Source organism: Frigoribacterium sp. PhB118 (assembly GCF_003751725.1).
In the GTDB taxonomy this organism is placed as follows: domain Bacteria; phylum Actinomycetota; class Actinomycetes; order Actinomycetales; family Microbacteriaceae; genus Frigoribacterium.
In genome coordinates this window covers 1,278,047-1,301,805 of record NZ_RKID01000001.1, presented here as the reverse complement: position 1 = coordinate 1,301,805, position 23,759 = coordinate 1,278,047, and the positions used below count along the sequence as shown (strand labels likewise).

Sequence of the window (23,759 nt, the reverse complement as noted above, 5' to 3'; positions counted from 1 at the left end):
CCCGACACACGGAAGAAGGAACACGTGGCGAACACGATCCTCGAGATGCGGGAGATCACCAAGACGTTCCCCGGCGTCAAGGCCCTGCAGGACGTCACGCTCGAGGTCGAGCGCGGCCAGGTCCACGCGATCTGCGGCGAGAACGGCGCCGGCAAGTCGACGCTCATGAAGGTGCTCTCGGGCGTCTACCCGCACGGCTCGTTCGACGGCCAGATCCTGCTCGACGGTCAGCCCGTCGACTTCAAGAACATCAACGACTCCGAGGCTGCGGGCGTCGTCATCATCCACCAAGAGCTCGCACTCAGCCCGTTCCTCTCGATCGCCGAGAACATCTTCCTCGGCAACGAGCAGTCCAAGGGCGGCTTCATCGACTGGAACAAGACCAACCTCGACGCCGCCGGCCTCCTGGCCCGCGTCGGCCTGCGCGACAACCCGATCACCAAGGTGGTCGACATCGGAGTCGGCAAGCAGCAGCTGGTCGAGATCGCCAAGGCGCTCTCGAAGCGCGTGAAGATCCTCATCCTCGACGAGCCCACCGCCGCCCTGAACGACGACGACTCGGCCCACCTGCTCGACCTCATCAAGAGCCTGCAGGGGCAGGGCATCACGTCGATCATCATCAGCCACAAGCTCAACGAGATCAAGGCGATCGCCGACAAGGTGACGATCATCCGCGACGGCAAGACCATCGAGACCCTCGACATGCACGCCGGCGAGGTGTCGGAGGACCGCATCATCAAGGGCATGGTCGGCCGTGACCTCGAGAGCCGGTACCCGGCCCACGAGTCGAAGGTCGGCGCCGAGCTGCTCCGCATCGAGGACTGGACCGTCCACCACCCCCTGGACGCGACGCGCGAGATCATCCACCAGGCCAACCTCACCGTCAAGGCCGGCGAGATCGTCGGCATCGCCGGGCTGATGGGTGCCGGACGCACCGAGCTCGCGATGAGCGTCTTCGGCAAGAGCTACGGCACCGGCATCTCGGGCACCGTCTACAAGCGCGGTGAGAAGGTCGACACGTCGACGGTCAGCAAGGCCATCGCGGCCGGCATCGCCTACGCGACGGAGGACCGCAAGAAGTACGGTCTCAACCTGATCGACGACATCACCCGCAACGTCTCTGGTTCGGCGCTCGGCAAGCTCGCGAACTGGGGCTTCGTCAACCGGTCCGAAGAAAGCACGGTCGCCGAGCGCTTCCGCAAGAGCATGAACATCAAGGCGCCCACCGTGGCCGCCGTCACCGGAAAGCTCTCGGGCGGCAACCAGCAGAAGGTCGTGCTGTCCAAGTGGATGTACGCCGACCCCGACGTGCTCATCCTCGACGAGCCCACCCGCGGCATCGACGTCGGCGCCAAGTACGAGATCTACACGATCATCAACCAGCTCGCGGACGCGGGCAAGGGCGTCATCGTCATCTCGTCCGAGCTGCCCGAACTGCTCGGCATCTGCGACCGCATCTACACCCTCTCGGAGGGGCGCATCACGGCCGACGTGCCGATCGCCGAGGCGACCCCCGAATTCCTCCTGAAGTACATGACCCTCGAACGAGAGAGCCCCGTCAATGAGCGCGCCTAGCCCCACCCAGGCCACCGACCCGAAGCCCACGGGCGGGTCGCCCACCTCCCGTCAGCCGCAGTCCGGTTCGGGCGGCAACCCGATCACGAGTGCCGTCTCGTACCTCGGCGGTCAGCTGCGCCAGATCGGCCTGTTCATCGCGCTGATCGTCATCGTGCTGTTCTTCCAGATCACCACGAACGGCATCACCCTGGCACCGATCAACGTGTCGAACCTGGTCGTCCAGAACAGCTACATCCTGATCCTGGCCATCGGCATGGTGATGGTCATCATCGCCGGCCACATCGACCTCTCGGTCGGGTCCATCGTCGCCTTCACGGGTGCGATGGCCGGCGTGATGATCACGCAGTGGGGCCTGCCCTGGCCGCTCGCCGTGGTGCTCTGCCTCGTGCTCGGTGCCCTGGTCGGGGCCTGGCAGGGCTTCTGGATCGCCTACTTCGGGATCCCGGCGTTCATCGTCACCCTGGCCGGCATGCTCGCGTTCCGTGGTGCCGCCCAGATCGCGCTGCAGAGCACGCAGATCTCGTCGTTCCCCCAGGGGTTCCGTGACATCGGTTCGGGCTTCCTGCCCGCCTTCGGCACGACCGGGTACGAGCCGCTGACGCTGATCCTCGGCGCTGTGGCCTCGATCGCCCTGATCGGCACCGGTCTCCGTGGCCGGGCGACGCGTCGCAAGTACCAGCTCGAGGACGAGCCCTTCCTGTGGTTCGTCACCAAGCTCGTCTTCACCGTCGCCCTCGTCATGTACGTCGGGTTCCTGCTCGCCAGCTACTCGGGCACCCCGATCGTGCTGGTCATCCTCGCCGTGCTCGTCGTCGTCTACTCGACCGTGATGAAGAACTCGGTCTTCGGTCGTCACGTCTACGCGATCGGTGGCAACGTGCACGCCGCCGAGCTGTCGGGCGTCAAGACCAAGCGCGTCACGTTCCTGCTCTTCGTCAACATGGGCGTCATCGCCGCTCTCGCCGGCGTCGTCTTCACGGCCCAACTGAACCTCGCGGCGTCCAGCGCCGGCAGCGGGTTCGAACTCGACGCCATCGCGGCCGTGTTCATCGGTGGCGCCGCCGTCACGGGCGGCATCGGTACGGTCACCGGCGCGATCATCGGTGGTCTGATCATCGGCATCCTGAACAACGGCCTGTCGATCCTCGGTGTCGGCACCGAGTACCAGTCCCTGATCAAGGGCCTCGTGCTGCTCGCCGCGGTCGCGTTCGACGTCTTCAACAAGCGTCGCGCCGCCTCGTCCGGCAAGTAACTAGGCGCCACCATCCGCGAGAGGCGCGGTTCCCGGTCACGGGAGCCGCGCCTCCTCGTCTCCCCGCCCCCGGCGGGCACCGACCAGACCGCAGGAGGCGCGGGCCGGCCGCACACGACGCCACCGTCCCGAAAACCGAACCGAACTAGGATCACCTCGTGGCAACCCTCTTCGACGTCGCGGCCGCAGCCGGCGTCTCGCACCAGACCGTCTCGCGGGTCGTCAACGGCGACCCGACGGTCCGTCCCGCCACCAAGGCCAAGGTCGACGTCGCCATCGACGAGCTCCACTACCGGCCGAGCCTCACCGCCAGGGCGCTGGCCAGCCGCAAGACGAGGTCGCTCGGCGTGATCAGCACGGGGTTCCCGTTCTACGGGCCGTCGAGCACGATGCACGGCTTCAACGGTGCCGCCCGACGAGCCGGGTACCAGGTGTCGATGGCCACCCTCGACGTCGACGACCGGCAGGGCATGCGGCAGGCCCTCGACTCCTTGGTGGGCCAGAACGTGGCGGCCATCGTGCTCATCGCTCCCGACGCCGAGGCCCTCGAGGTGCTGCGGCGTTCCGGGGTGTCGGTGCCGCTGGTCACCGCCGACAGCGAGGCCGAGGACGGCCACCACACGGTCTCGTTCGACCAGGCCGCCGGGGCCGAGGCGGCCGTCGAGCACCTCGTCTCGCTCGGTCACCGCCGCATCGCCCACGTCGCGGGGCCCGACGGGTGGATGGACGGTCGCGACCGCGAGCGGGGCTGGCGCGAGGCCTGTGAACGGCTCGGCGTCGACTCGACGGTGCTGCTGCGCGGCGACTGGACCCCGGGCTCCGGTCATCGCATCGGCCGAGAGCTGGCCGGGCGCGACGACGTCACGGCCGTGTTCTGCGGCAACGACCAGATGGCGCTCGGCGTCGTGCACGCGTACGTCGACGCCGGTCGGGTCGTGCCGCGCGACGTGAGCATCGTCGGCTTCGACGACATCCCCGAGGCCGAACACTTCGTCCCGCCGCTGACCACCGTGCGACAGGACTTCGAGGCGCTCGGGCGCCGACTCATGACGACCGTCGAGGCCGTGCTCGCCGGCGACGAAGCGCCCGTGGCGGCACTCGACCCCGAGCTCGTCGTCCGCCGCTCGACGGCGGCCCCGGCCCGCTGACCGACCCCGACCCGCCCGTGCGAGATTGCACGGTCCCACTCGCTCATGTGAGAATGTGAGCGCTCACTTTCGCATCAGGACAAGGACGTTCCATGGCTGAGACCGCCATCCCCTCCGACCCGTCGCCCGCGGCTCCCGACCCCGCCGGCGCCTCGGCCGAGACGTACGTCGTCGGCGTCGACTACGGCACGCTCAGCGGCCGCGCGGTCGTCGTGCGCGTGCGTGACGGCGCCGAACTGGCCAGCGCCACGTTCGAGTACCCGCACGCGGTGGTCGACCGCACGCTGCCCGGAACGGGCGAGCGCCTCCCCGCCGACTGGGCCCTGCAGGTGCCGTCCGACTACGTCGACGTGCTGAAGAACGCCGTTCCCGAGGCCCTCCGCGCGTCGGGCGTCGACCCCGCCGCGGTCGTCGGCATCGGCACCGACTTCACGGCCTGCACCATGGTGCCGACCACCGCCGACGGCACCCCGCTCAACGAGCTCGACCGCTTCGCCGACCGCCCGCACGCGTTCGTCAAGCTGTGGCGTCACCACGCCGCGCAGGGCCAGGCCGACCGCATCAACGAGTTGGCCGCGTCGCGTGGCGAGTCGTGGCTGCCCCGGTACGGCGGGCTCATCTCGAGCGAGTGGGAGTTCGCCAAGGGGCTGCAGCTGCTCGAAGAGGACCCCGAGGTCTACGCCGCGACCGAGCACTGGGTCGAGGCCGCCGACTGGATCGTCTGGCAGCTCAGCGGCCGCTACGTGCGCAACGCCTGCACCGCCGGGTACAAGGGCATCTACCAGGACGGCGAGTACCCCAGCCGCGAGTTCCTCGCCGCCCTCAACCCCGACTTCGCCGACTTCGCCGAGACTAAGGTCGTGCACGAGATCGGCGCCCTGGGCGACGTCGCGGGCACGCTGACGGCCGAGGCCGCCGGCTGGACCGGACTGCCCGAGGGCATCGCCGTGGCCGTCGGCAACGTCGACGCGCACGTCACGGCCCCGGCCGCCAAGGCGACCCAGCCGGGTCAGATGGTCGCCATCATGGGCACGAGCACCTGCCACGTGATGAACGGCGACAAGCTCGCCGAGGTGCCCGGCATGTGCGGCGTCGTCGACGGTGGCATCGTCGACGGCCTCTACGGCTACGAGGCAGGCCAGTCCGGCGTCGGCGACATCTTCGCCTGGTACGTGAAGAACCAGGTGCCGCAGTCGTCGGTCGACGACGCCGCGGCGGAAGGCAAGAGCGTGCACCAGCACCTCACCGACCTCGCCTACGAGCAGCCCGTCGGGGCCCATGGCCTCGTGGCCCTCGACTGGCACAGCGGCAACCGTTCGGTGCTCGTCGACCACGAGCTCAGCGGCGTCATCGTCGGCCAGACGCTCAGCACGACGCCCGAAGAGGGCTACCGGGCCTTGCTCGAGGCCACGGCGTTCGGCACGCGCCGCATCGTCCAGGCCTTCGAGGAGTCGGGCGTGCCGGTCACCGAGTTCATCGCCGCCGGCGGTCTGCTCAAGAACGCCCACCTCATGCAGACCTACAGCGACGTGCTGCGCCTGCCGATCTCGACCATCACGAGCGAGCAGGGCCCGGCCCTCGGGTCGGCCATCCACGCCGCCGTCGCCGCGGGCGCCTACGCCGACATCCGCGCCGCGGCCGAGGCCATGGGCAGCGTCGACCGGGCGACCTACGTCCCCGACGAGGCCGCCGCCGACGCCTACGACGCGTTGTACGCCGAGTACCTCCTGCTGCACGACTGGTTCGGTCGGGGCGGCAACGACGTGATGCACCGCCTGCGCGCGATGCGTCGCGAGGCGACCCGCGCCTCCTCGGCTCCCTCGGCGACGACCGAGGGCGGTGGAGGCACGGATGCCGTCGAGCAGGACGCCACCGCCTCCGCCACGAGCGACGCGCAGGTGACCGCATGACCGGCTGGATCGACCGCTCGACGCAGGCGGCCATCGACGCCACCCGAGAAGACGTCGCCACCCTGCACGCCGAGCTCGTGCGCTACGGGCTCGTCGTCTGGACGGGCGGCAACGTGTCGGGTCGCGTGCCCGGCACCGACCTCTTCGTGATCAAGCCCAGCGGGGTGCTCTACGACGACCTCACGGCCGAGAACCAGATCCTCTGCCGCCTCGACGGCACCGTGGTCGAGGGCACGCCGGGCAGCGACCGCAGTCCGTCCAGCGACACCGCCGCCCACGCCTACGTCTACCGCACCATGCCGCACGTCGGCGGAGTCGTGCACACGCACTCGACCTACGCCACGGCCTGGGCCGCGCGCGGCGAGGCGATCCCGTGCGTGATCACGGCGATGGCCGACGAGTTCGGCGGCGAGATCCCCGTGGGGCCGTTCGCGATCATCGGCGACGACTCGATCGGCCGCGGCATCGTCGCGACGCTCGAGGGGCACCGCAGTCGGGCCGTGCTGATGCAGAACCACGGCGTCTTCACGATCGGCAAGGACGCCCGCGACGCGGTCAAGGCCGCCGTCATGACCGAGGACGTGGCCCGCACCGTCCACATCACCCGCCAGCTCGGCGAACCCATCCCCATCCCGGCAGAGAGCATCGACGCCCTCTTCGACCGGTACCAGAACGTCTATGGACAAGCACCCGCAGGAGAACTGAAGTGACGAACGACACCCTCGACCCCACCGCCTTCCTCGCCTCGCGCGAGGTCTGGTTCCTCACCGGCAGCCAGGGCCTCTACGGCGAAGAGACGCTCCAGCAGGTCGCCGACCAGTCGCGTGCCATCGCCGACGAACTCGCCGCCGCCTCCGACGTGCCCGTGCGCCTCGTCTGGAAGCCCGTCCTGACCGACGCCGACGCGATCCGTCGCACGATGCTCGAGGCGAACCTCGACGACTCGGTCATCGGCGTCACGGCCTGGATGCACACCTTCAGCCCGGCCAAGATGTGGATCGGCGGCCTCGACGCCCTGCGCAAGCCGCTGCTGCACCTGCACACGCAGGCCAACGTCGCGCTGCCCTGGGCCGACATCGACTTCGACTTCATGAACCTCAACCAGGCCGCCCACGGCGACCGCGAGTTCGGCTACATGCAGACCCGTCTCGGGGTGCCCCGCAAGACCGTCGTCGGCCACGTCAGCGACCCGCGCGTGCAGCAGCAGGTCGGCACCTGGATGCGCGCCGCCGCGGGCGCCTCGGCCATGCGCTCGCTCAAGCTGGCACGCTTCGGCGACAACATGCGCTTCGTCGGCGTGACCGAGGGTGACAAGACCGAGGCCGAGCTGGCCTTCGGCGTCCAGGTCAACACCTGGGGCGTCAACGAACTGGCCGAGGCCGTCGCCGCGGCGTCCGAGACGGCGATCGACGAGCTCGTCGCGGTGTACGAGGCGGAGTACGACGTGGTCCCCGCGCTGCGGGCGGGCGGCGAGCGTCACCAGTCGCTGCGAGACGGTGCGGCGATCGAGATCGGTCTGCGCTCGTTCCTCGAAGAGGGCGGGTTCAGCGCCTTCACGACGAACTTCGAAGACCTGGGTGCACTCAAGCAGCTGCCCGGCCTCGCGGTCCAGCGCCTGATGGCCGAGGGCTACGGCTTCGGTGCCGAGGGTGACTGGAAGACCTCGGTGCTGGTGCGTGCGGCCAACGTGATGGGCGCCGGGCTGCCGGGTGGCGCCTCCTTGATGGAGGACTACACGTACCACCTGGTGCCCGGCGAGGAGAAGATCCTCGGGGCGCACATGCTCGAGGTCAGCCCGGCGCTGACGTCGGGGCGCGCCTCCCTCGAGGTGCACGCGCTCGGCATCGGCGGCAAGGACGACCCGGTGCGCCTGGTCTTCTCCGCCGACCCCGGCCCGGCCGTCGTCGTCGCGATGAGCGACGTGCGCGACCGCTTCCGCCTGACGGTCAACGTGGTCGACGTGGTCGACCCCGACGAGGACCTGCCGAACCTCCCGGTGGGGCGCGCGGTGTGGAAGCCCCGTCCGTCGTTCGCCGTGTCGGCCGAGGCGTGGCTGACGGCCGGCGCCGCCCACCACACGGTCATGTCGACCGCGGTCGGGCTCGAGGCCTTCGAGGACCTCGCCCGCATCGTCGAGACCGAGCTGCTCGTGATCGACGAGGACACCCGCATCCGCGACTTCCGTCACGAGGTCGCCTGGAACGCCGCGTACCACCGCCTCGCCCGCGGCCTGTAGGCCTCGCGGCCGGCTCGCGCGGTTCGCGCGGTTCGCGCGGCTCGCGCATCGAGTGGTCCCGGATCGTCCTCCGCCCCACGGCGAACGACGGTGCGGGACCATTCGTCGTCGCGATGGCCGGGCCTGCTCGACCGCGTCTGCCCCGAGGAGGCGCGGGTCTAGATCCAACCGAGATCTCGCGCGTCCGAGGCGGCCCGTCCGCGGTCGGGCGCCCCGACCTTGCGGACGGCGGACGAGATCAGGTTGCGCACCGTGCCCTCGGCGAGGTGCAGCTCGGCGGCGCACCGTCTGGTCGAGAGCGACCGGTCGACGAGGCGCAGGACGTCACGCTCGCGTGCCGTGAGCGGGCACGCCTCGGCGCGGAGGACCGTGGCCGCCAACCTCGGGTCGACGTGGTCTTCTCCGGCAGCCGTTCGCCGGACGACGGCGAGGAGTTCGTCGATGCTCGCCCGCTTCGAGACGACCGCGTCGATGCCCGACTGGACGATCTGACGGACGAGCACGGCGGGCAAGCGGCGACCCAGGACGACGACGGCGTCGTGCCCCTCGCGCAGTCGCCGGGCGGCGTCCACGCCGTCGGGGTGGTCGTCGGCGTCGATGACCAGCACGCTCCGCGGGGGTGGCCCTGGTTCGGAGCAGGGCTTCGCGGAATCGTGGATCGCGACAGCTTTCAGCCCCGGCGTCACACGGATGCACGCCTCGATCGCCGACCGCGTCAGCACCTCGTCGGCGACCACGCACACGTCGATCGGCCCGTCGGTCGACATGGCATCCCCCTACTCGTCAAAGACTTCGCGACCAGTATGTCTCATGACGTCGACATGACGGATGCGTGGTGACTTCGTGACGGCCGTGACTTTCGAGTCGAGCTGCCGATGCCGAGACTCGGAGGTGTCTCGTCGACTCGACGTGGGAGGAGGGAACGCATGAAGAAAACCGAGAGCACGACGCTCAAGCCGGGTAGCGCAGCACGCTGCAACGGCGGATGCCTCTGCACCTGACATCCGGGGCGGGCCGCCCATCGGGCGGTCCGCCTTCCCCGTCAGTCCGGTGACCGCATCTCCCGAAAGTCGACATGTCCCTTCCCATCTTCACCCTCTTCGAGGTCGTCCGATACGAACGTCTTTGGTCGGCGCTCCGCGCCGCCGGGCCCGCTGCCGCGTGGCGACTCATGAACGACATCGCCCGGTTCGACCTGCCCGCCTACGACTCGATCCCCGACCCGTCCGACACGAGCGCCGGCATGGCGGCCAAGGCCCGTGCCGCCATGGGGGGCTTGCCAGGTCTCGCCTCCGTCGACATCGACGCTGCAGCGGGGCGATATGGCGACTACGGGCCTCGGATGCAATTCGAGTCGACGTTCGTCACGCTGTGGCTCGACGACCGAGCTCGGCTGGACGAGGTCGTCGAGGTTCGTGGCGGCGAGCACCTCGAGGAGGCGAGGGAGCACGGCCGTGGCGCCCTGGCCTTGCCCCTGCACTTCGGGGCGTCCTACGTCGTCCCGCCGATCATCGCGCACCGACACCCCACGCGCTTCGTCTTCAACAGGATGAACTTCGACGAGCTCCGGGATCGGGCGTTTCCCTCTCTCGATGTCGACGCGTTCGCCATCGACGACGACGCGACCTTCCGAAAGGGGCTCCGAGCGCTCAAGGACGGGCTCGTCTTCGCAATGTTCCCCGAATACGATCCCAGAGGCCGAGGCCGTCACCACACCGTCGTCCCATTCCTGGGGGCTTCCGTCGTCGCACCGCAGGGGCCGGCCCTCATGAGTCGTGCCGCGGGCGCAGCCATGCTGCCGATGCACCTCGACCGGACGGGAGAAGCTCACTTCGTCCTGACGATCCACCCGGCGATTCCCGCCCCGACAGATGACGTCGAGGTCCAGGGGTCGACGGTCGCGTTGTGGCGACTCATCGAGAGGCTCATCCTCGACGGCCGCGCCGGCGACTGGGAGATGTGGACCGACTTCGATCTGATGCGGACGGAGTCGGCGGCATGAGCACGGTTCCGCTCGTCGAGATCCGAGAAGTGTCACGGCTCTTCGAGAGCCGAGGTGGGAGACCGCCCGCCGTCGACCGTGTCTCGTTGGACCTTCACGAGGGCGAGATCATCGCGATCGTCGGTCGCTCCGGCTCGGGCAAGTCGACTCTGGTGCAGATGGTCGGTGCTCTCGACACGCCCGATCACGGTCAGATCGTCTTCGACGGAATGACACTTTCTTCCCTCTCCGAGGCGGAGCGCACCGTCCTGCGAAGAGATCGCATCGGATTCGTCTTCCAGGACTCCCACCTCGTCCCGACCCTGTCGGTGCTCGAGAATGTCGCGCTCACGTCACTCGTCGCGGGAAGACGCCGCTCGGCATGGGCGGATCGAGCGCACGCGCTGCTCGACGAACTCGGCCTCGACGGTCTCGGATCGGCCCGTCCGGCCACCTTGTCGGGCGGAGAGGCCCAGCGTGTGGCCCTGGCTCGAGCGCTCTTCTCCCGTCCGTCTCTCGTCCTCGCCGACGAGCCGACCGGCGCGCTCGACAGTGCGACCTCACGGGATGTCCTGAGGCTGCTCCGGGGCATGGTCGTCGACGACCAGGCGTCAGCGGTCGTGGTGGTCACCCATGACCTCGAGACCGCCTGCATCGCCGACAGGATCATCGTCCTGCGAGACGGCCGAGTCATCGCCGACGAACGCTTCACACCGGCGGCCACGATCGACAGCGTCGAGGGGAGGGCCCATGAAGAACGCGTTCGCGCTTGGTTGGCGGAACATCGCTGACGGACGGCGGCGGGCAGGACTCACCGCCCTCACGGCAGCCTTGGGGGTCGCCCTTCTCACGGCCTCACTCGTCACCGGACTGACGGCGCGCCAGACGGTCGTCGACGGAATCGATTCGTTGCTCACGTTCGGGGACGTGGGCATCGTCCCCGAGGTGGATCGTGAGTTCGTCGACGAGGGTCTCGTGGACGCACTCGCCGCCGATCCCGGAGTCGTGTCGTCGCTCCCCACCCTGAGTCGAGAGACGGTCGCGGTCGGCGCGACGGGTGAGGCGGAGACCCTCCTCCTGACCGGGGCCCCGGCCGGGCCGGACTCACTCGCCTCCCAGGTGGTCACCGACGGTCGAGCTCCTCGACCGGGCTCGGACGAGGTCCTGGTGCCGACAGATGTCGCAGACCGCATGGGCGCCTCCCTGGGGAGTCGAATGTCGATGACGACTCCCTCGGGCGTCCGCTCGTTCGACGTGGTGGGGCTCGTCGACCCCCGCTTGTTGGGTGTCTTCGCCCGGGACAACCTCTTCACCGACCTCGAGGTCGTCCAGAGGGCGTTCGGGCTCCAGGGTGACCTCACCCGTCTCGACCTCGAACTCGATCCTGCAGTCGCGTCCACCTGGGCAGCAGAACACCGAGCGGCGCTCCCGTCCGGAGCCGTCTTCCAGGACACGTCGGCCGTGGCCGACGGCCTCGGGCCCATCGAAACGGCCGTGACGGCGGTGATGGCAGGGCTCGCTCTGGTCGCCCTCGCCGTGTCGGCACTGCTCGGTTCACTGGCGAGCACGGCTGCCGTCCGAGCACGGCGCCGTACCTACGGTGTGCTGCGGGCCACGGGCGCGTCCACACGGTGGTTGGTCTCGTCGGTCGGCGCCGAGATCGCCATCGTCGCAGCGGCCGGAACGGTCGTGGGCGTCGCGGTCGGCGTCGCCGGCGCTGCGGTGGTGATGAGTCGGATGGACGGGGAGGCTCCGTCTCTTCCGACCCTCACCCTCTCGGTCGGTCTCGGCGTCCTCGCGGGAGCGACCTCCGCCACGCTCGGGGCCCGACGAGCCGTCGCCGACGTCCGTCGAATTCCGCCGGCGTTCGTCGTGAGGGGCGTCGAACCCGCAGACGGTTCGCCCGGATCGTGCTCACGGCGACGAGCCGTCGCGGTCGCCGTGGTCGCATCGGTCTCGGGGCTGGTGATCTGGCCCCTCGACGCAGGCGCCGTCCTCGACGCTCTGGGCCTGGTCGCCCTGGCGGTCTGTGCGGTGGCCCTCTCCCGCCTCGCGATCGCGCCCCTGGCGGCGTTCGCGGCCAGGCTCCAGTGGGCCGCCGACCTGGCGCGTCGCCGACCGACCCGCGGCAGGTCGACGGTGACCGGGGCTCTCACCCTGGTGGTCTTCGGTGCGGTGTCGCTCGGCACCTGCGTCGGTGCCGTCGCCTCCGCGACAGGGGAACAGATCGATCGGCAGTTCGGGGCCGACGTGCAAGTCACGTCGGTCGTGCCCTTGTCGGACGACGCCGAGCCGATCGTCGTCGTCGACGGCGTTCGGGACGTCGCGCGGTCGGTGTCCGGTGAAGCCACCGTCCTGTCGGCGTCCGCCGAACTCGACGTGCCGTTCCAGGCGATCGACCCCGAGACCTGGTTCGACGTGTCGGGGCTCGCGTGGTCCGCCGGTGGCGGATCGAGAGGTGTCGAGTTGCTGAGGGCCGGTGGGGGCATCGCTCTGCCGAGGGGGGTCGCCGAGTCCCTGACGGTGGCCCCGGGTGATGAGGTCGTCGTGTCGGCCGGGGGGACCCAGGTGCCCCTCGAAGTCGTCGGGCTCTTCACCTCGGTGGCCACGGGGCAACAGGTCGTCATCGACCGCAGGACGGCGGGCGAACTCGGTGTCACGGGGGTCTCTCGGTGGGACGTGTCGGCAGACGGAGGGGTCGATGTCGCCGACTTGTCAGACCGCGTCGCCGCGCAGGTGGTCGGAGTCCCCGGTGTCGACGTCATCACCGCCGAGGCGACGAGGGATCGTGCAGCCTCCGAGACGGCAGCCCTCACGGCAGGACTCTTCGCAGCGGTGACGGTGACTCTGGCCCTCGGGGCCCTGGGGGCCAGCAGCACGCTGAGCCTCGACGTCGAATCGCGGCGTGATGAACTCGCCGTGCTCCGCACCGTGGGGTGCCGACGTCGCGGCGTCGGTGCCCTCGTCGCCTGGGACGCCACCGTGATCGCCGTGGCGTCGCTGAGTGCAGGACTGCTCCTCGGCTCGTTCGGGGGAGCACTCGGGACGCGGATCGTCTCGAGGCTCCTCGGCGTGGGGGTCGACCCGGTGGTCGATCCCGTGACGATCGCGGGAATCGTCGGCGTGACGGCGATCGCTCTCGCCATCGCCGCCGTGGGGCCGGTCCTGCGGGCCTCCCGCACGGAGCCCCTGACGATTCTGAGGGGCACGTCATGAGCGCTGACGCGAGAACGGGCTCAGCCGCCCGCCCCCGTCTGCGAGACAGCATCATCGTCGTCCAGCTCGCAGACGGTCGCCTGCAGTTCAGGGCAACGTACGAGCGGGTCGTGTCGACCTTCTCCGTCGAGCCCTGGGTGGCGGACCTCGTCCCGCTGCTCGATGGGACTCGCACGCCAGTGCAGCTCGCCCAGACGCTTTCCTTGCTTGATCGCGGAGCGCTCGAGGACGTGCTGGAGGTCCTCGAATCCGAACGCTTCCTGGCGTCGGAGGCATCTTCCACCGACCGTGCCACGAGGCATTCGCGTCAGCTGCAGCTGTTCGACGAGATGATCTCGGCCGATGAACTGTCCGCAGTCGCTCGAGGACACGACGCCTCGACGATCCAGAGCCGGCTCACCGGTGCGTGCGTGGTCGTGGTCGGCGTCGGTGGTGCTGGTTCGTGGGTCGTCCAATCGCTGGCCGCGGCTGGGGTGGGAAGGCTCGTGCTCATCGATCCCGACGTCGTCGAACTCTCCAATCTGAACCGGCAGGTGCTCTTCGATTCCGGAGACATCGGACGAGTCAAGGTCGACGCAGCCGCAGAGCGAGTCGCCGAGATCGACGCGGACATCACCGTCGACGTCTGGCGCACTCGGGTGGACACCGCGGAACAGCTCGCGACCCTGCTCTCGGGTGCCGATCTCGTCGTGAGTTGCGCAGACCAGCCCTCGGTGCCCGTCGTGGCCGACGTCGTGGCGACGGCGAGCACCGCGGTCGGTGTCCCGCACATCGTCGGAGGCGCGTACGGCGCCCTGCTCGGGGTGCCGGGTGTCACCGTCCTGCCCGGCCGAACGACGTGCTGGTCGTGCATCCGTGCCGCGACAGCCGACGATCACGGACGTGCCGCGCGAACTCTGAAGGGTTCTTCGCCCGGCGGCTCAGCCGCCCCGTTGGCCGGCGTGGTGGGGAACATGACGGCATGGGAGGCGCTCAGGATACTGCTCGGGGCACCACCGGCACTCGCCGGAGGTGTCCGCGAGGTCGATCTCGCCAGTTTCGACAGCGTCTGGCGTCCGATCCCACCACGTCTCGAATGCGGATGCGTTCCATCGTCCGAGACGACCGGTTCGACCTGACGATCGCCGAGACCGGGCATACGGCGACGACCGTCGTTGTTCACCCCCGCATGAGCATTCCCCTCTCGATCCTCGACCTCGCCCCCGTCGCACCCGGCCAGACCGTGCGCGAGAGCTTCGCGGCCTCCGTGGCCCTGGCGCAGCAGGCCGAGGCGAGTGGGTACCGGCGGGTCTGGTACGCCGAGCACCACAACATGGCCTCCATCGCCTCGAGCGCGACGTCGGTGTTGATCGCCCACATCGCGAGCCAGACCTCGACCATCCGCCTCGGCTCGGGCGGCGTCATGCTCCCGAACCACTCGCCGCTCGCCATCGCCGAGCAGTTCGGCACCCTCGAGACCCTGCACCCGGGGCGCATCGACCTCGGCCTCGGCCGAGCCCCCGGCAGCGACCAGGCGACGTTCCGCGCCATGCGCCGCGACCCCTCGTCGTCCGAGCACTTCCCGCAGGACGTCGTCGAACTGCAGGCGTTCCTCGCGGGGGAGTCGCGCGTCGCCGGCGTCCAGGCCGTCCCCGGTGCGGGCACGAACGTGCCGCTGTACATCCTCGGTTCGTCGCTGTTCGGCGCCAAGCTCGCCGCCGCCCTCGGTCTGCCCTACGCCTTCGCCTCGCACTTCGCCCCCGGTGACCTGGTGGACGCCGTCTCGGCCTACCGCCGCGAGTTCCAGCCGTCGACCCAGCTGAGCGAGCCGTACGTGCTCGCCGCCGTCAACGCGATCGTCTCCGACGACGCGGACGACGCCGACACGGAGTTCGCCGCCGTCAAGCGTCAGCGCCTCATGATGCTGCTGCGCCAGAGCGGGCAGATCGACCCCACCCGCGAGTTCGGCGACGACGAGCTCGACCACATGCTGCGCACCCCGGTGGGGCAGCACGTCCAGACCATGACGACCTACACCGCCGTCGGCACGCCCGGCGACGCACGCGAGTACATGGAGCAGTTCGCCCGCACCGCCCAGGCCGACGAGCTGATCGTCGCGCACTCGGCCTCGTCGACGGAGGCGCGCCTCCGGTCGGTCGCGCTCCTCGCCGACGCGATGCAACTGGCCCCCGCCGCCGCGTAGCCCGCCGGCGCCTCCGGGCGAGACGCGCAGCGCCCCTCCCGCCGGACACCGCCGAGTGGACGAGACACCGAGAAGTGCGACGGTGTGTTGTCCGCTCGGCGGTGTCTCCGTCGGGGCAGCCGGTGGCGACGCGGCGGTGGTGACGCCGCGGCGGCCAGGCCGCGGCGGCTACGGCGCGGTGAAGAGGAAGACGAACACGACGGCGACGGGCTGCAGCGCGGCCCCGCCGAGCAGCATCGAGCGCCGCACCCACGGTCGCGACGAGATCGCGGGCGTGCCGAGCAGGGGGCTGAGGGGCATGAGCAGGCGGAACAGGCTCTGCTGGGGCAGGAACACCGCGACGAGGTAGGCGAAGAACCCCGCGGTGAACGCGACGACCTCGTGACCGAGCCGCAGCGTCGAGCGTCGGGTCACCCAGAACGTGAACGACGCGATGATGGCCAGCACGAGCACGATGCCCCCGATGCCCAGCCACCGCCCGGCGAGGAGGAACCACGGGGTCAACGGCACGAACACCGGGCGGCCGACGTAGTCCACCCACCAGGCCATCTCGGTCTCGAGGTAGGCGTCGGACTGGCCCGTGACCACGTGCGCGACGACCGGCCACGCGAGTCCGGCCGCGGCCATCGCGAGCCCCGCCACGACGATCGTCGTCAGTTCACGGGGCGGCATCCGGCCGCCGACGACGAACTCCCGCAGACCGGCCCAGGCGCGGCGGACCGACGAGCGGGCGGCGAGGGAGAGCGCAGGAGGCGCGGTGCCGATCCCGGCGATCCGTCGCGTCCGGGCGTCTGCGGCAGGCCGCCTCGCCGCCCCGGTCGTCGCGGCGGCGGCGGTCGCGGCAGAGGCATGCCCCCCGGACACAGCCGACGGCCGGGCCTCGGGACGCTCCCGTTCGGTGTGCCAGCGCACGATCAGGTGGATGCCGAGCGCCAACGCGAGGGCGAGTGCCCCGGGTCGGACGAACGAGGCGACGATGCCCGCCACCGCCACGAGCGGGTAGTTCCGCCGCTGCATGGCGAGCAGGCCGCCGAACATCAGCAGGAGGAAAAGGCTCTCGGCGTAGCCGACCGACATGACGAACGCCATCGGCCCGAAGCAGAACAGCAGCACGGCCCAGAGGGCGCCGGTGTGTCCGACCTTCGTCACGAGCAGGCGGTGGAGGACGACGGCCGCAGCCGCACCGAAGACGGTGGCGAGCAGAGGGGCGGCGACGACGAAGTCCATGCCCGTGGCGACCATCAGCAGGTGGCAGAGGTACGGGAAGACCGGCAGGAACGCCCACTCGTTCGGCAGCACCTCGCCGGCCGCGTCGGTCGGCAGGGTCGAGGGATAGCCGTGCAGCGCGATGGTGCGGTACCGGTCGGCGTCCCACGACGAGGTGAAGTCGAGGAAGCTGCGGTCGCTGCCGGGGGTGATGAAGGTCGCACCGGCGAGTTTCGCGACCTCGTAGACGGCGAAGAGGACGCTCGTCGAGAACAGCCGCGACGCGAGGTAGACGACCAGCACGCTGCGCCAGCTGCCCGAGAACCGGTCGGCGAGACCGATCGAGAAACCGGGTCGGCGCAGCCTCGCCGCCGAGGGCGACGCGATCGTCTCGCGGCTCACCGCCCCGCCCCGTGTCCGGTCATCTGGACGACGCTACCAAGAGTCGGCTGTGACGGGGCAAGATCGTCCCGTGCCCCTTCCGTCCTTCGCCGCCCTCGGGATCGACGACGTGGCCGTCGCGGTCTACCGTCACGTCGTCGCCGGGGCCGGGCTGGCGGACGCCGCGGGAGCGACGGCCGGGCCGACGCCCCAGGCCGTGGCACGGGCCGTGCACCTCGACGAGGCGACGGCCCTGGCCGCCCTGGAGCGCCTCCGTTCGCTCGGGCTCGTCCAGCGCTCGGCGGGGGGCGAGGGCTACGGCGCGGTCGACCCGCGCGTGGCCGTGCCGGCCGTCGTCGCCGCGCGTGCCGACGCGCTCGTCGAGGTGCGCGCGGCCGTGCCCGAGCTGGGAGCGCTGTTCGACGAGGGCCGCCGCCCGCACGACGCCGACGAACTCACGCGGGTGGTCGTCGGGCACGCGGCCGTGGGGGACTGGTACTCGAGGCTGGAGCACCGGGCGACCACCGACTTCGTCGCCTTTGACCGTCCGCCCTACGTGGTCGCGTCGAACGAGTCCACCCAGCGGGTCGCCCTCGGGCGCGGCGTGCGGTGGCGGGCGGTCTACACGGTCGCCAGCATCTCGGCCGACGGCAGCTGGCAGGGCGTCCACCGCCTCGGCGCCCACGGGGAGGAGGCCCGCATCACGCACGACCTGCCGGTCAAGCTCGCCGTCGCCGACCGCCGGGTCGCCCTCGTCTCGATCGGGCACGACCCCGACCGGCCCGAGGCCCTCGTGACCGAGTCCGAGCCGCTCGTCGCCGCCCTCCACGACCTGTTCGAGGCCCGTTGGCGCAGCGCGTTGCCCGTGCCGGGCACCCCGGGGGCCGGTGGCGCCGCGGTCGACTGGGCCGCGGTGGCCGCGCGACTGGCGTCGTCGTCGACGACGGCCGTGGCGGCGACGTCGGGAGCCACGGTGCCGTCGCGGGACCAGGAGGCGCGACTCGCGATGCGACCCCCCACCCCCGCCGAGCGCGACCTCCTCGCCCTCGTGGCGGCGGGGGCGACCGACGAGGTGATCGCGGGTCAGCTCGGCATCTCGTCCCGCACGCTCCGGCGGCGCCTGCACGCCCTCTTCGACGAGCTCGGCGCGAGCAACCGGTTCCACGCCGGAGTCGAGGCCGCGCGCCGCGGCTGGGTCTGAGTCAGCCGACGCCCAGGCCTCTCACGGCTCACCCATCGAGTCGCCTCGATAGCGTCCCGGACGTGATCGATCCTCCCCGTGCGGAGCCCTCGTGCTGAGGCTCTCCCTGATGTCCGCGGGCACCCTCGCCGCGGTGTACGCCGTGGCCGGGGCGCTCGTGGTCTCGACGGTGCGCCGTCCGCGTGGGGCCCGCACCTGGTGGCGATGGGTCGCCGCAGCCGCCGCGCTGGGGGCCGGCCTCGGCGCTCTGCTCACGTGGTGGCTCGGAGACGTCGAGGACGTCCTCGACGTCCCGCCCACCTGGGTCGACCGTCTCTGGGTCGGGGCCCTGCTGGCGGTGGTCGGCGCGGCCGTGGTCGGCGTGGTGCGCGGAGGCGCGGGGCGGCGGGTCCTCGCGGCCTCGACGATCGTCGTGACGGCCCTCGCCACGGGCCTCGCGATCGACCGCGACAGCGGGCTCTTCCCGACCGTGGGGGCCCTGCTCGGCGTGTCGGACGTCTCGCCGCTCGTCGTCCCGGTCGCGCAGGGGGCGGCCGTGCGGGCCGGACGGACGTCGACCCCGGCGGCCCCGGACCTGGGACGCACCTGGCGGGCACCCGCCGACCTGCCGTCCCGCGGACGGCTCGGCAGCGTCGCCATCCCGGGCACGGCGTCCCACTTCGACGCGCGGGACGCCCTGGTGTACCTGCCGCCCGCCGCCCTCGTGGCCGATCCGCCGCCCCTGCCCGTCGACGTCGTCCTGTCCGGACAGGGTCCCGGCGCCGCCCCGGAGAACCTCGTCGACGCCGGACGGATGGTCGAGACCCTCGACGCCCTCGCCCGCACGCATCACGGCCTCGCGCCGATCGTCGTGATGCCCGACCAGCTCGAGCGGCCGACCAACAACCCGATGTGCGTCGACGGACCCCTCGGTCACAGCGAGACCTACCTGACGGTCGACGTGCTCCGGTGGATCACGAGCCGCCTCTCGGTCCAGGCGCCCGGTCGTGCGTGGGCCGTGTCGGGCTTCTCGGAGGGCGGCACCTGTTCGCTCCAGCTGGCGGCGGGCCACCCCGAGCTCTTCGCCTCGTTCGTCGACGTCTCGGGGCAGCGGGGACCACTGCTGGACGGGGGAGCACGGGCGACGGTCGAGCGCGGCTTCGCCGGCGACCGGGCGGCCTACGACGCCGCCCAGCCGCTCGCCGTGCTGGCCGCCCGGGCCCCCTACGCCGACAGTGCCGGGTTCTTCGCCGTCGGCGGGACCGACTCGCGCTACGGGCCCGTGATGCCCGTCGTGGCGGCGGCGGCCCGGGCCGCGGGCATGGACGTCACCCGCCACGTCGTGCCCGGCAGCGGCCACGACTGGTCGACGGCGTCGCGCGGGCTCGGCGCGGGGACGGCCTGGGCGGCGGCGCGGCTCGGGCTGACGACGCGGTAGGGAGGCGCGGCGAGGCGACCGTCCGCCGAAGGGGGGACGACGTCGGTGCCCCGCCCGCGCCTCCTCGTGTGAACTCTGTGGCCGAAGCCGGTCAGTGGCCGGTTTCGGCCATGGCCCCTACTAGAGGGTCACCGACATTCACAGGTAGTTCTTATGGATCGACCGCGGCCCGGGGCTGCGGCGCACCACCGACAGCACGTCCCGAACGACGTGCATCGAAAGGCGATCCGTGATCACACCATCCGGCCGACGCAGGCCGACCGCTCCGCCCCGCACCCGACTCCGTGGCGGCTTCGCCACCCTCCTCGCCACCGGCGTCGTCGCCGCGGGCCTCGTCGCGGTGCCGGCCACCGCCTCCTTCGCCGCGGACGGTCCGGCCGTCGTGGGCGACAGTCAGTTCTCCGACGGCAAGTACATCGTCACGTTGCGCGAGCCGGCGGCCGCGACCTACGAGGGCGGGCAGCCGGGCCTCGCCCGCACCGCGGTGCCCGAGGGCAGCGACCTCGACGCGCAGAGCGCTCCCGTGCAGGACTACGCCGAGCACCTGAAGGGCGTCCAGCAGGACGTCGCGGCGGCGGCCGGCGCCACCGTCCAGGCGAGCTACGCCATCACGACCAACGCCTTCGCGGCCGACCTCACGGCCGCCCAGGCCGCCGAGCTCGCGAGCGACCCCTCGGTCGCCGCCGTCTCGAAGAACGAGCTGCTCAAGCTGCAGGCGACGCCGTCGACCGAGTTCCTCGGCCTGGGCGACGCCGAGGGGAACGGTGGCGTCTGGGACGCCATCGGCGGACGCGAGAAGGCCGGCGAAGGAGTCGTCGTCGGCATCATCGACTCGGGCATCGCGGCGGGCAACGCCTCGTTCGCCGGTGACCCCCTGGGGTCGGCCAGCGATACCGAACCCCACCTCGACGGCGACCGGACCGTCTTCGCCAAGGGCGACGGCGGCACCTTCACCGGCGTGTGCCAGACCGGCGTGCAGTTCGACGCGGGCGACTGCAACACGAAGCTGATCGGTGCGCGCTACTTCGTCGACGGCTTCGGCGTCGGCAACATCGGCACCGAGGAGCAGGGCGAGTACCTCTCTCCCCGCGACGGCAACGGCCACGGCTCGCACACGGCGTCGACCGCCGCGGGCAACGCCGACGTCGAGGCCACCATCGGCGACCGTTCGTTCGGCACCGTGTCGGGCGTTGCCCCGGCCGCCAAGATCGCGGCCTACAAGGTCTGCTGGGACGGCCCCGACCGCGTCGCCACCGACGACGACGGCTGCGCCACGCTCGACCTGATCGCCGCCATCGAGGCCGCGGTCACCGACGGCGTCGACGTCATCAACTACTCGATCGGCGGAGGCGGGGCCACGAGCACCTTCTCGGCCACCGACCAGGCGTTCCTCGGCGCGGCCTCGGCCGGCGTCTTCGTGGCGGCCTCGGCGGGCAACGACGGCCCGACCGCGACCACCGCCGACAACGCGGCACCGTGGATCACCACGGTCGCGGCGTCGACCATCCCCAGCTACAGCGCGACGGTGCAGACCGCCGACGGCACCGACTACCTGGGCGGCTCGATCACCGTGCCGACCGGCACCGACGGCCTGACGGGCGACTTCGTCTCGTCGACCGCCGTCGCGGCCGCCGGCGCCGACGCCACCGCGGTGACCCTCTGCGCACCGGGCACGCTCGACCCGGCGAAGGCCGCCGGCACGATCGTGCTCTGCGACCGCGGCGTCTACGACCGCACGGCCAAGTCGGCCGAGGTCGAGCGCGCCGGCGGCATCGGCACGGTGCTGGTCAACCCGACGAGCAGCTCGGTCGACCTCGACGAACACGCCGTCCCCACGGTCCACCTCAACGCCGACGACTACGACGCGGTCCACGCGTACGCCGACACCGAAGGTGCCACCGTCACCCTGCTCGACGGCAACCCGGGCGCACTGCCCGAGCCCGCCACCCCCCAGATCGCCGGCTTCTCGTCGCGCGGCCCGGTGACGGCCGACGGCGGCAACCTGCTGAAGCCCGACATCTCGGCCCCCGGCGTGGCGATCCTCGCCGACGGTGCCAACGCGCAGGGCGAGCCCGGCACGTACGAGTTCCTCTCGGGCACGTCGATGTCGTCCCCCCACATCGCCGGTCTGGCCGCGCTCTACCTCTCGAAGGACGTCCACCCCGACTGGACCCCGGACGAGGTCAAGTCGGCCATGATGACGACCGCCTACGACCTCGTCGGTGAGGACGGTGCTCCGAGCCGGGACGTCTTCGCCCAGGGCGCCGGCCACGTCGACCCGACCGCGTTCCTCGAACCCGGGCTGCTCTACGAGAACGGTCCGGCCGACTGGCAGGCCTACGTCGACTCGATCGACACCGTCGAGGGCACGGACTCGTCGCTCAACCTGCCGTCGATCAGCGTCGGCTCGCTGGCCGGCACCGCCCAGGTCACGCGCACCGTCACCTCGACCGGGGCGGGGACCTACACGGTCGCCCCGATCGAGATGGACGGCGTGACGGCGACGGTCGAACCCTCGACGTTGACCTTCGGCGCCGCGGGCGAGGAGCAGGACTACACGGTCACCTTCACCCGGACGACGGCGGAGCTCGACCAGTTCGCCACCGGCTACCTCACCTGGTCCGACGGGACCCACGACGTGCGCAGCCCGCTCGCGGTGCGCCCCGTCCAGCTGCAGGCACCGGCCGAGGTGGCCGGCGAGGGCGCCACGGGCGAGAAGGCGTTCGACGTCACGGCGGGCGACACCCTCGAGCTGCCGCTCACCACCGAGGGCCTCGCCGCCGGGCAGGTCACGACCGGCTCGGGCGCGGCAGGCACCGCGGCGGCCGAGACGCCGGTCACGGTCGCCGAGGGCACCAGCCACGCGCGCTTCGTGCTCGACAGCGCCGACGACACCGCGGACCTCGACCTGCTCCTCTACACGGCTGGTGCGGACGGTGCGCCCGACCGGCTCGCGGCGTCCTCGGCCACCGGTTCGGCGGACGAGCAGATCGACCTCGACGCCCCCGCGGCGGGCGAGTACGTCCTGCTGGTCGACTTCTACAGCGGTGCCGGACAGCTCGACTACACGCTGACGTCGTACCTGCTCGACCCGGCGACGGCCGTCGGGGGCTTCGCGGTCGACCCGGCCACCCTCTCCGCAGGGCTGGGCGAGACGGCGACGCTGACCGCGTCCTGGACGGGCCTGCCCTACGAGCAGACCTTCCTCGGCCGCGTCGTGTACGGCGACACCGGACAGGTCACCTATCTCACGGTCGCCTCGGGAGAAGAGCCCGAGACGCCCACCGACCCTGGGCCCGGCCCGGGCCAGCCCGGCCACCCCGGTCAGCCCGGACACCCCGGCGGCTGGAGCCTCGGTGACATCCTGCAGTGGATCTGGAACGCCCTCGGCGACCTCTTCCACGGCTGGTTCCCCTGGCGCGGGTAGCACCCGCGGCCTGACGGCCTGACGGCCTGACGGCCTGAGCCACCCGGAGGCGGTGGTCACCTTCCCTCGGGAGGGCGACCACCGCCTCCTCGCGTCCCCACCCCCGCCCGCCCCGCCTCCTCCCGCCCCGCCTTCTCCCGCCCCGCCTACCCCGCCCGCGTGGTGTCGGCAACTCCTGGCTCGTGCTGCGGTGGCGTTCGCCAGCGGGGGAGTCGGGGCCGGTGTCGGTCAGCGTGCAGGAGTTGCCGACCGGGGCCGTCCGTGTCGGTAACTCCTGGCTCGTGCTGCGGTGGCGTTCGCCTGCGGGGGAGTCGGGGCGGGTGTCGGGCAGGGTGCAGGATTTGCCGACGAACCGAGCACCGCGCACCGCCCACCGAGCAGGGCCTTTGGCGCACGGTGCACCGGGCACGACGAACCGCGCACGGCGCACGGCGCTTGGCGCACGGCGCACGGAGCACCGCGGAACGTCCGTCGCGCGGGCGCCACCCTCGTCGCCCGTTCCTCGTCCGGGTGATCTGTCCCCCCGATGGTGGACACGGTCGGCACGCCGGCCCTAGTTTGGGTGTCACCCGAGACGTGACGATCCCCGTTCACCCGACCCTGGCGCCGTACCCGAACACGGCA

16 protein-coding genes are annotated in these 23,759 nt (G+C 71.3%); 14 read left to right on the top strand and 2 right to left on the bottom strand.

Annotation, left to right across the window (positions count from 1 at the left end; genetic code table 11):
- Positions 1-45 precede the first annotated feature (45 nt).
- The 6 genes from mmsA to araA all read left to right on the top strand — a co-directional run bounded on the left by mmsA (position 46) and on the right by araA (position 8,124).
- Positions 46-1,575, top strand: a complete 1,530-nt coding sequence (gene mmsA / locus EDF21_RS05940) for a multiple monosaccharide ABC transporter ATP-binding protein (protein ID WP_370274456.1) — start codon at positions 46-48, stop codon at positions 1,573-1,575.
- Positions 1,562-2,830: a multiple monosaccharide ABC transporter permease gene (gene mmsB, locus EDF21_RS05935; RefSeq protein ID WP_082452220.1), complete on the top strand. Its 1,269-nt coding sequence runs from the start codon at positions 1,562-1,564 to the stop codon at positions 2,828-2,830. The genes mmsA and mmsB overlap by 14 nt, the downstream gene beginning before the upstream one ends.
- Before the next feature lie 158 nt (positions 2,831-2,988).
- A complete protein-coding gene (locus EDF21_RS05930) occupies positions 2,989-3,978 on the top strand; it encodes a LacI family DNA-binding transcriptional regulator (RefSeq protein ID WP_056046729.1) in 990 nt (329 codons plus the stop codon).
- Between the two features lie 92 nt (positions 3,979-4,070).
- A complete protein-coding gene (araB, locus tag EDF21_RS05925; RefSeq protein ID WP_123570589.1) occupies positions 4,071-5,888 on the top strand; it encodes a ribulokinase in 1,818 nt (605 codons plus the stop codon).
- Positions 5,885-6,598 carry an L-ribulose-5-phosphate 4-epimerase gene (locus EDF21_RS05920; RefSeq protein WP_043595113.1) on the top strand — a complete coding sequence of 238 codons (714 nt, stop codon included), beginning with the start codon at positions 5,885-5,887 and terminating at the stop codon, positions 6,596-6,598. Before araB ends, EDF21_RS05920 begins: the two co-directional genes overlap by 4 nt.
- The gene (gene araA / locus EDF21_RS05915; RefSeq protein ID WP_123570588.1) at positions 6,595-8,124 is read left to right on the top strand and encodes an L-arabinose isomerase; all 1,530 of its coding nucleotides are present in this window, start codon (positions 6,595-6,597) and stop codon (positions 8,122-8,124) included. Before EDF21_RS05920 ends, araA begins: the two co-directional genes overlap by 4 nt.
- A 158-nt stretch (positions 8,125-8,282) precedes the next feature.
- Here araA and EDF21_RS05910 read toward each other — a convergent pair whose 3' ends face one another.
- On the bottom strand, positions 8,283-8,891 hold the full coding sequence (locus EDF21_RS05910) for a response regulator transcription factor (protein ID WP_123570587.1): 609 nt from the start codon (positions 8,889-8,891) through the stop codon (positions 8,283-8,285).
- A gap of 476 nt (positions 8,892-9,367) precedes the next feature.
- Between EDF21_RS05910 and EDF21_RS05905 the strand changes: the two genes are divergently transcribed.
- The 5 genes from EDF21_RS05905 (at position 9,368) to EDF21_RS05885 (ending at position 15,503) form a co-directional block, all read left to right on the top strand.
- Positions 9,368-10,126, top strand: a complete 759-nt coding sequence (locus tag EDF21_RS05905; protein ID WP_158612863.1) for a lysophospholipid acyltransferase family protein — start codon at positions 9,368-9,370, stop codon at positions 10,124-10,126.
- Between the two features lie 86 nt (positions 10,127-10,212).
- Positions 10,213-10,896, top strand: coding sequence for an ABC transporter ATP-binding protein (locus EDF21_RS05900; RefSeq protein WP_199736216.1), 684 nt, complete (start codon positions 10,213-10,215; stop codon positions 10,894-10,896).
- Positions 10,856-13,321 carry an ABC transporter permease gene (locus tag EDF21_RS05895; RefSeq protein ID WP_158612862.1) on the top strand — a complete coding sequence of 822 codons (2,466 nt, stop codon included), beginning with the start codon at positions 10,856-10,858 and terminating at the stop codon, positions 13,319-13,321. The genes EDF21_RS05900 and EDF21_RS05895 overlap by 41 nt, the downstream gene beginning before the upstream one ends.
- A complete protein-coding gene (locus EDF21_RS05890; RefSeq protein WP_082460331.1) occupies positions 13,318-14,439 on the top strand; it encodes a ThiF family adenylyltransferase in 1,122 nt (373 codons plus the stop codon). The genes EDF21_RS05895 and EDF21_RS05890 overlap by 4 nt, the downstream gene beginning before the upstream one ends.
- A gap of 50 nt (positions 14,440-14,489) precedes the next feature.
- Positions 14,490-15,503, top strand: coding sequence for an LLM class flavin-dependent oxidoreductase (locus EDF21_RS05885; RefSeq protein WP_123570846.1), 1,014 nt, complete (start codon positions 14,490-14,492; stop codon positions 15,501-15,503).
- 168 nt (positions 15,504-15,671) lie between these two features.
- Here EDF21_RS05885 and EDF21_RS05880 read toward each other — a convergent pair whose 3' ends face one another.
- Complete coding sequence (locus tag EDF21_RS05880) at positions 15,672-17,111, bottom strand: mannosyltransferase family protein (RefSeq protein ID WP_123570583.1); 1,440 nt, start codon at positions 17,109-17,111, stop codon at positions 15,672-15,674.
- A 70-nt stretch (positions 17,112-17,181) separates the two neighbouring features.
- Here EDF21_RS05880 and EDF21_RS05875 point away from each other — a divergent pair, with 70 nt between their 5' ends.
- The 3 genes from EDF21_RS05875 to EDF21_RS05865 all read left to right on the top strand — a co-directional run bounded on the left by EDF21_RS05875 (position 17,182) and on the right by EDF21_RS05865 (position 23,135).
- A complete protein-coding gene (locus EDF21_RS05875; protein ID WP_123570582.1) occupies positions 17,182-18,291 on the top strand; it encodes a helix-turn-helix transcriptional regulator in 1,110 nt (369 codons plus the stop codon).
- A gap of 109 nt (positions 18,292-18,400) precedes the next feature.
- Complete coding sequence (locus EDF21_RS05870; RefSeq protein ID WP_148053640.1) at positions 18,401-19,708, top strand: esterase family protein; 1,308 nt, start codon at positions 18,401-18,403, stop codon at positions 19,706-19,708.
- A gap of 229 nt (positions 19,709-19,937) precedes the next feature.
- Entirely contained in the window at positions 19,938-23,135 is a 3,198-nt protein-coding gene (locus EDF21_RS05865) for a S8 family serine peptidase (RefSeq protein WP_123570580.1), read from the top strand.
- The last annotated feature ends 624 nt before the right edge of the window (positions 23,136-23,759 follow it).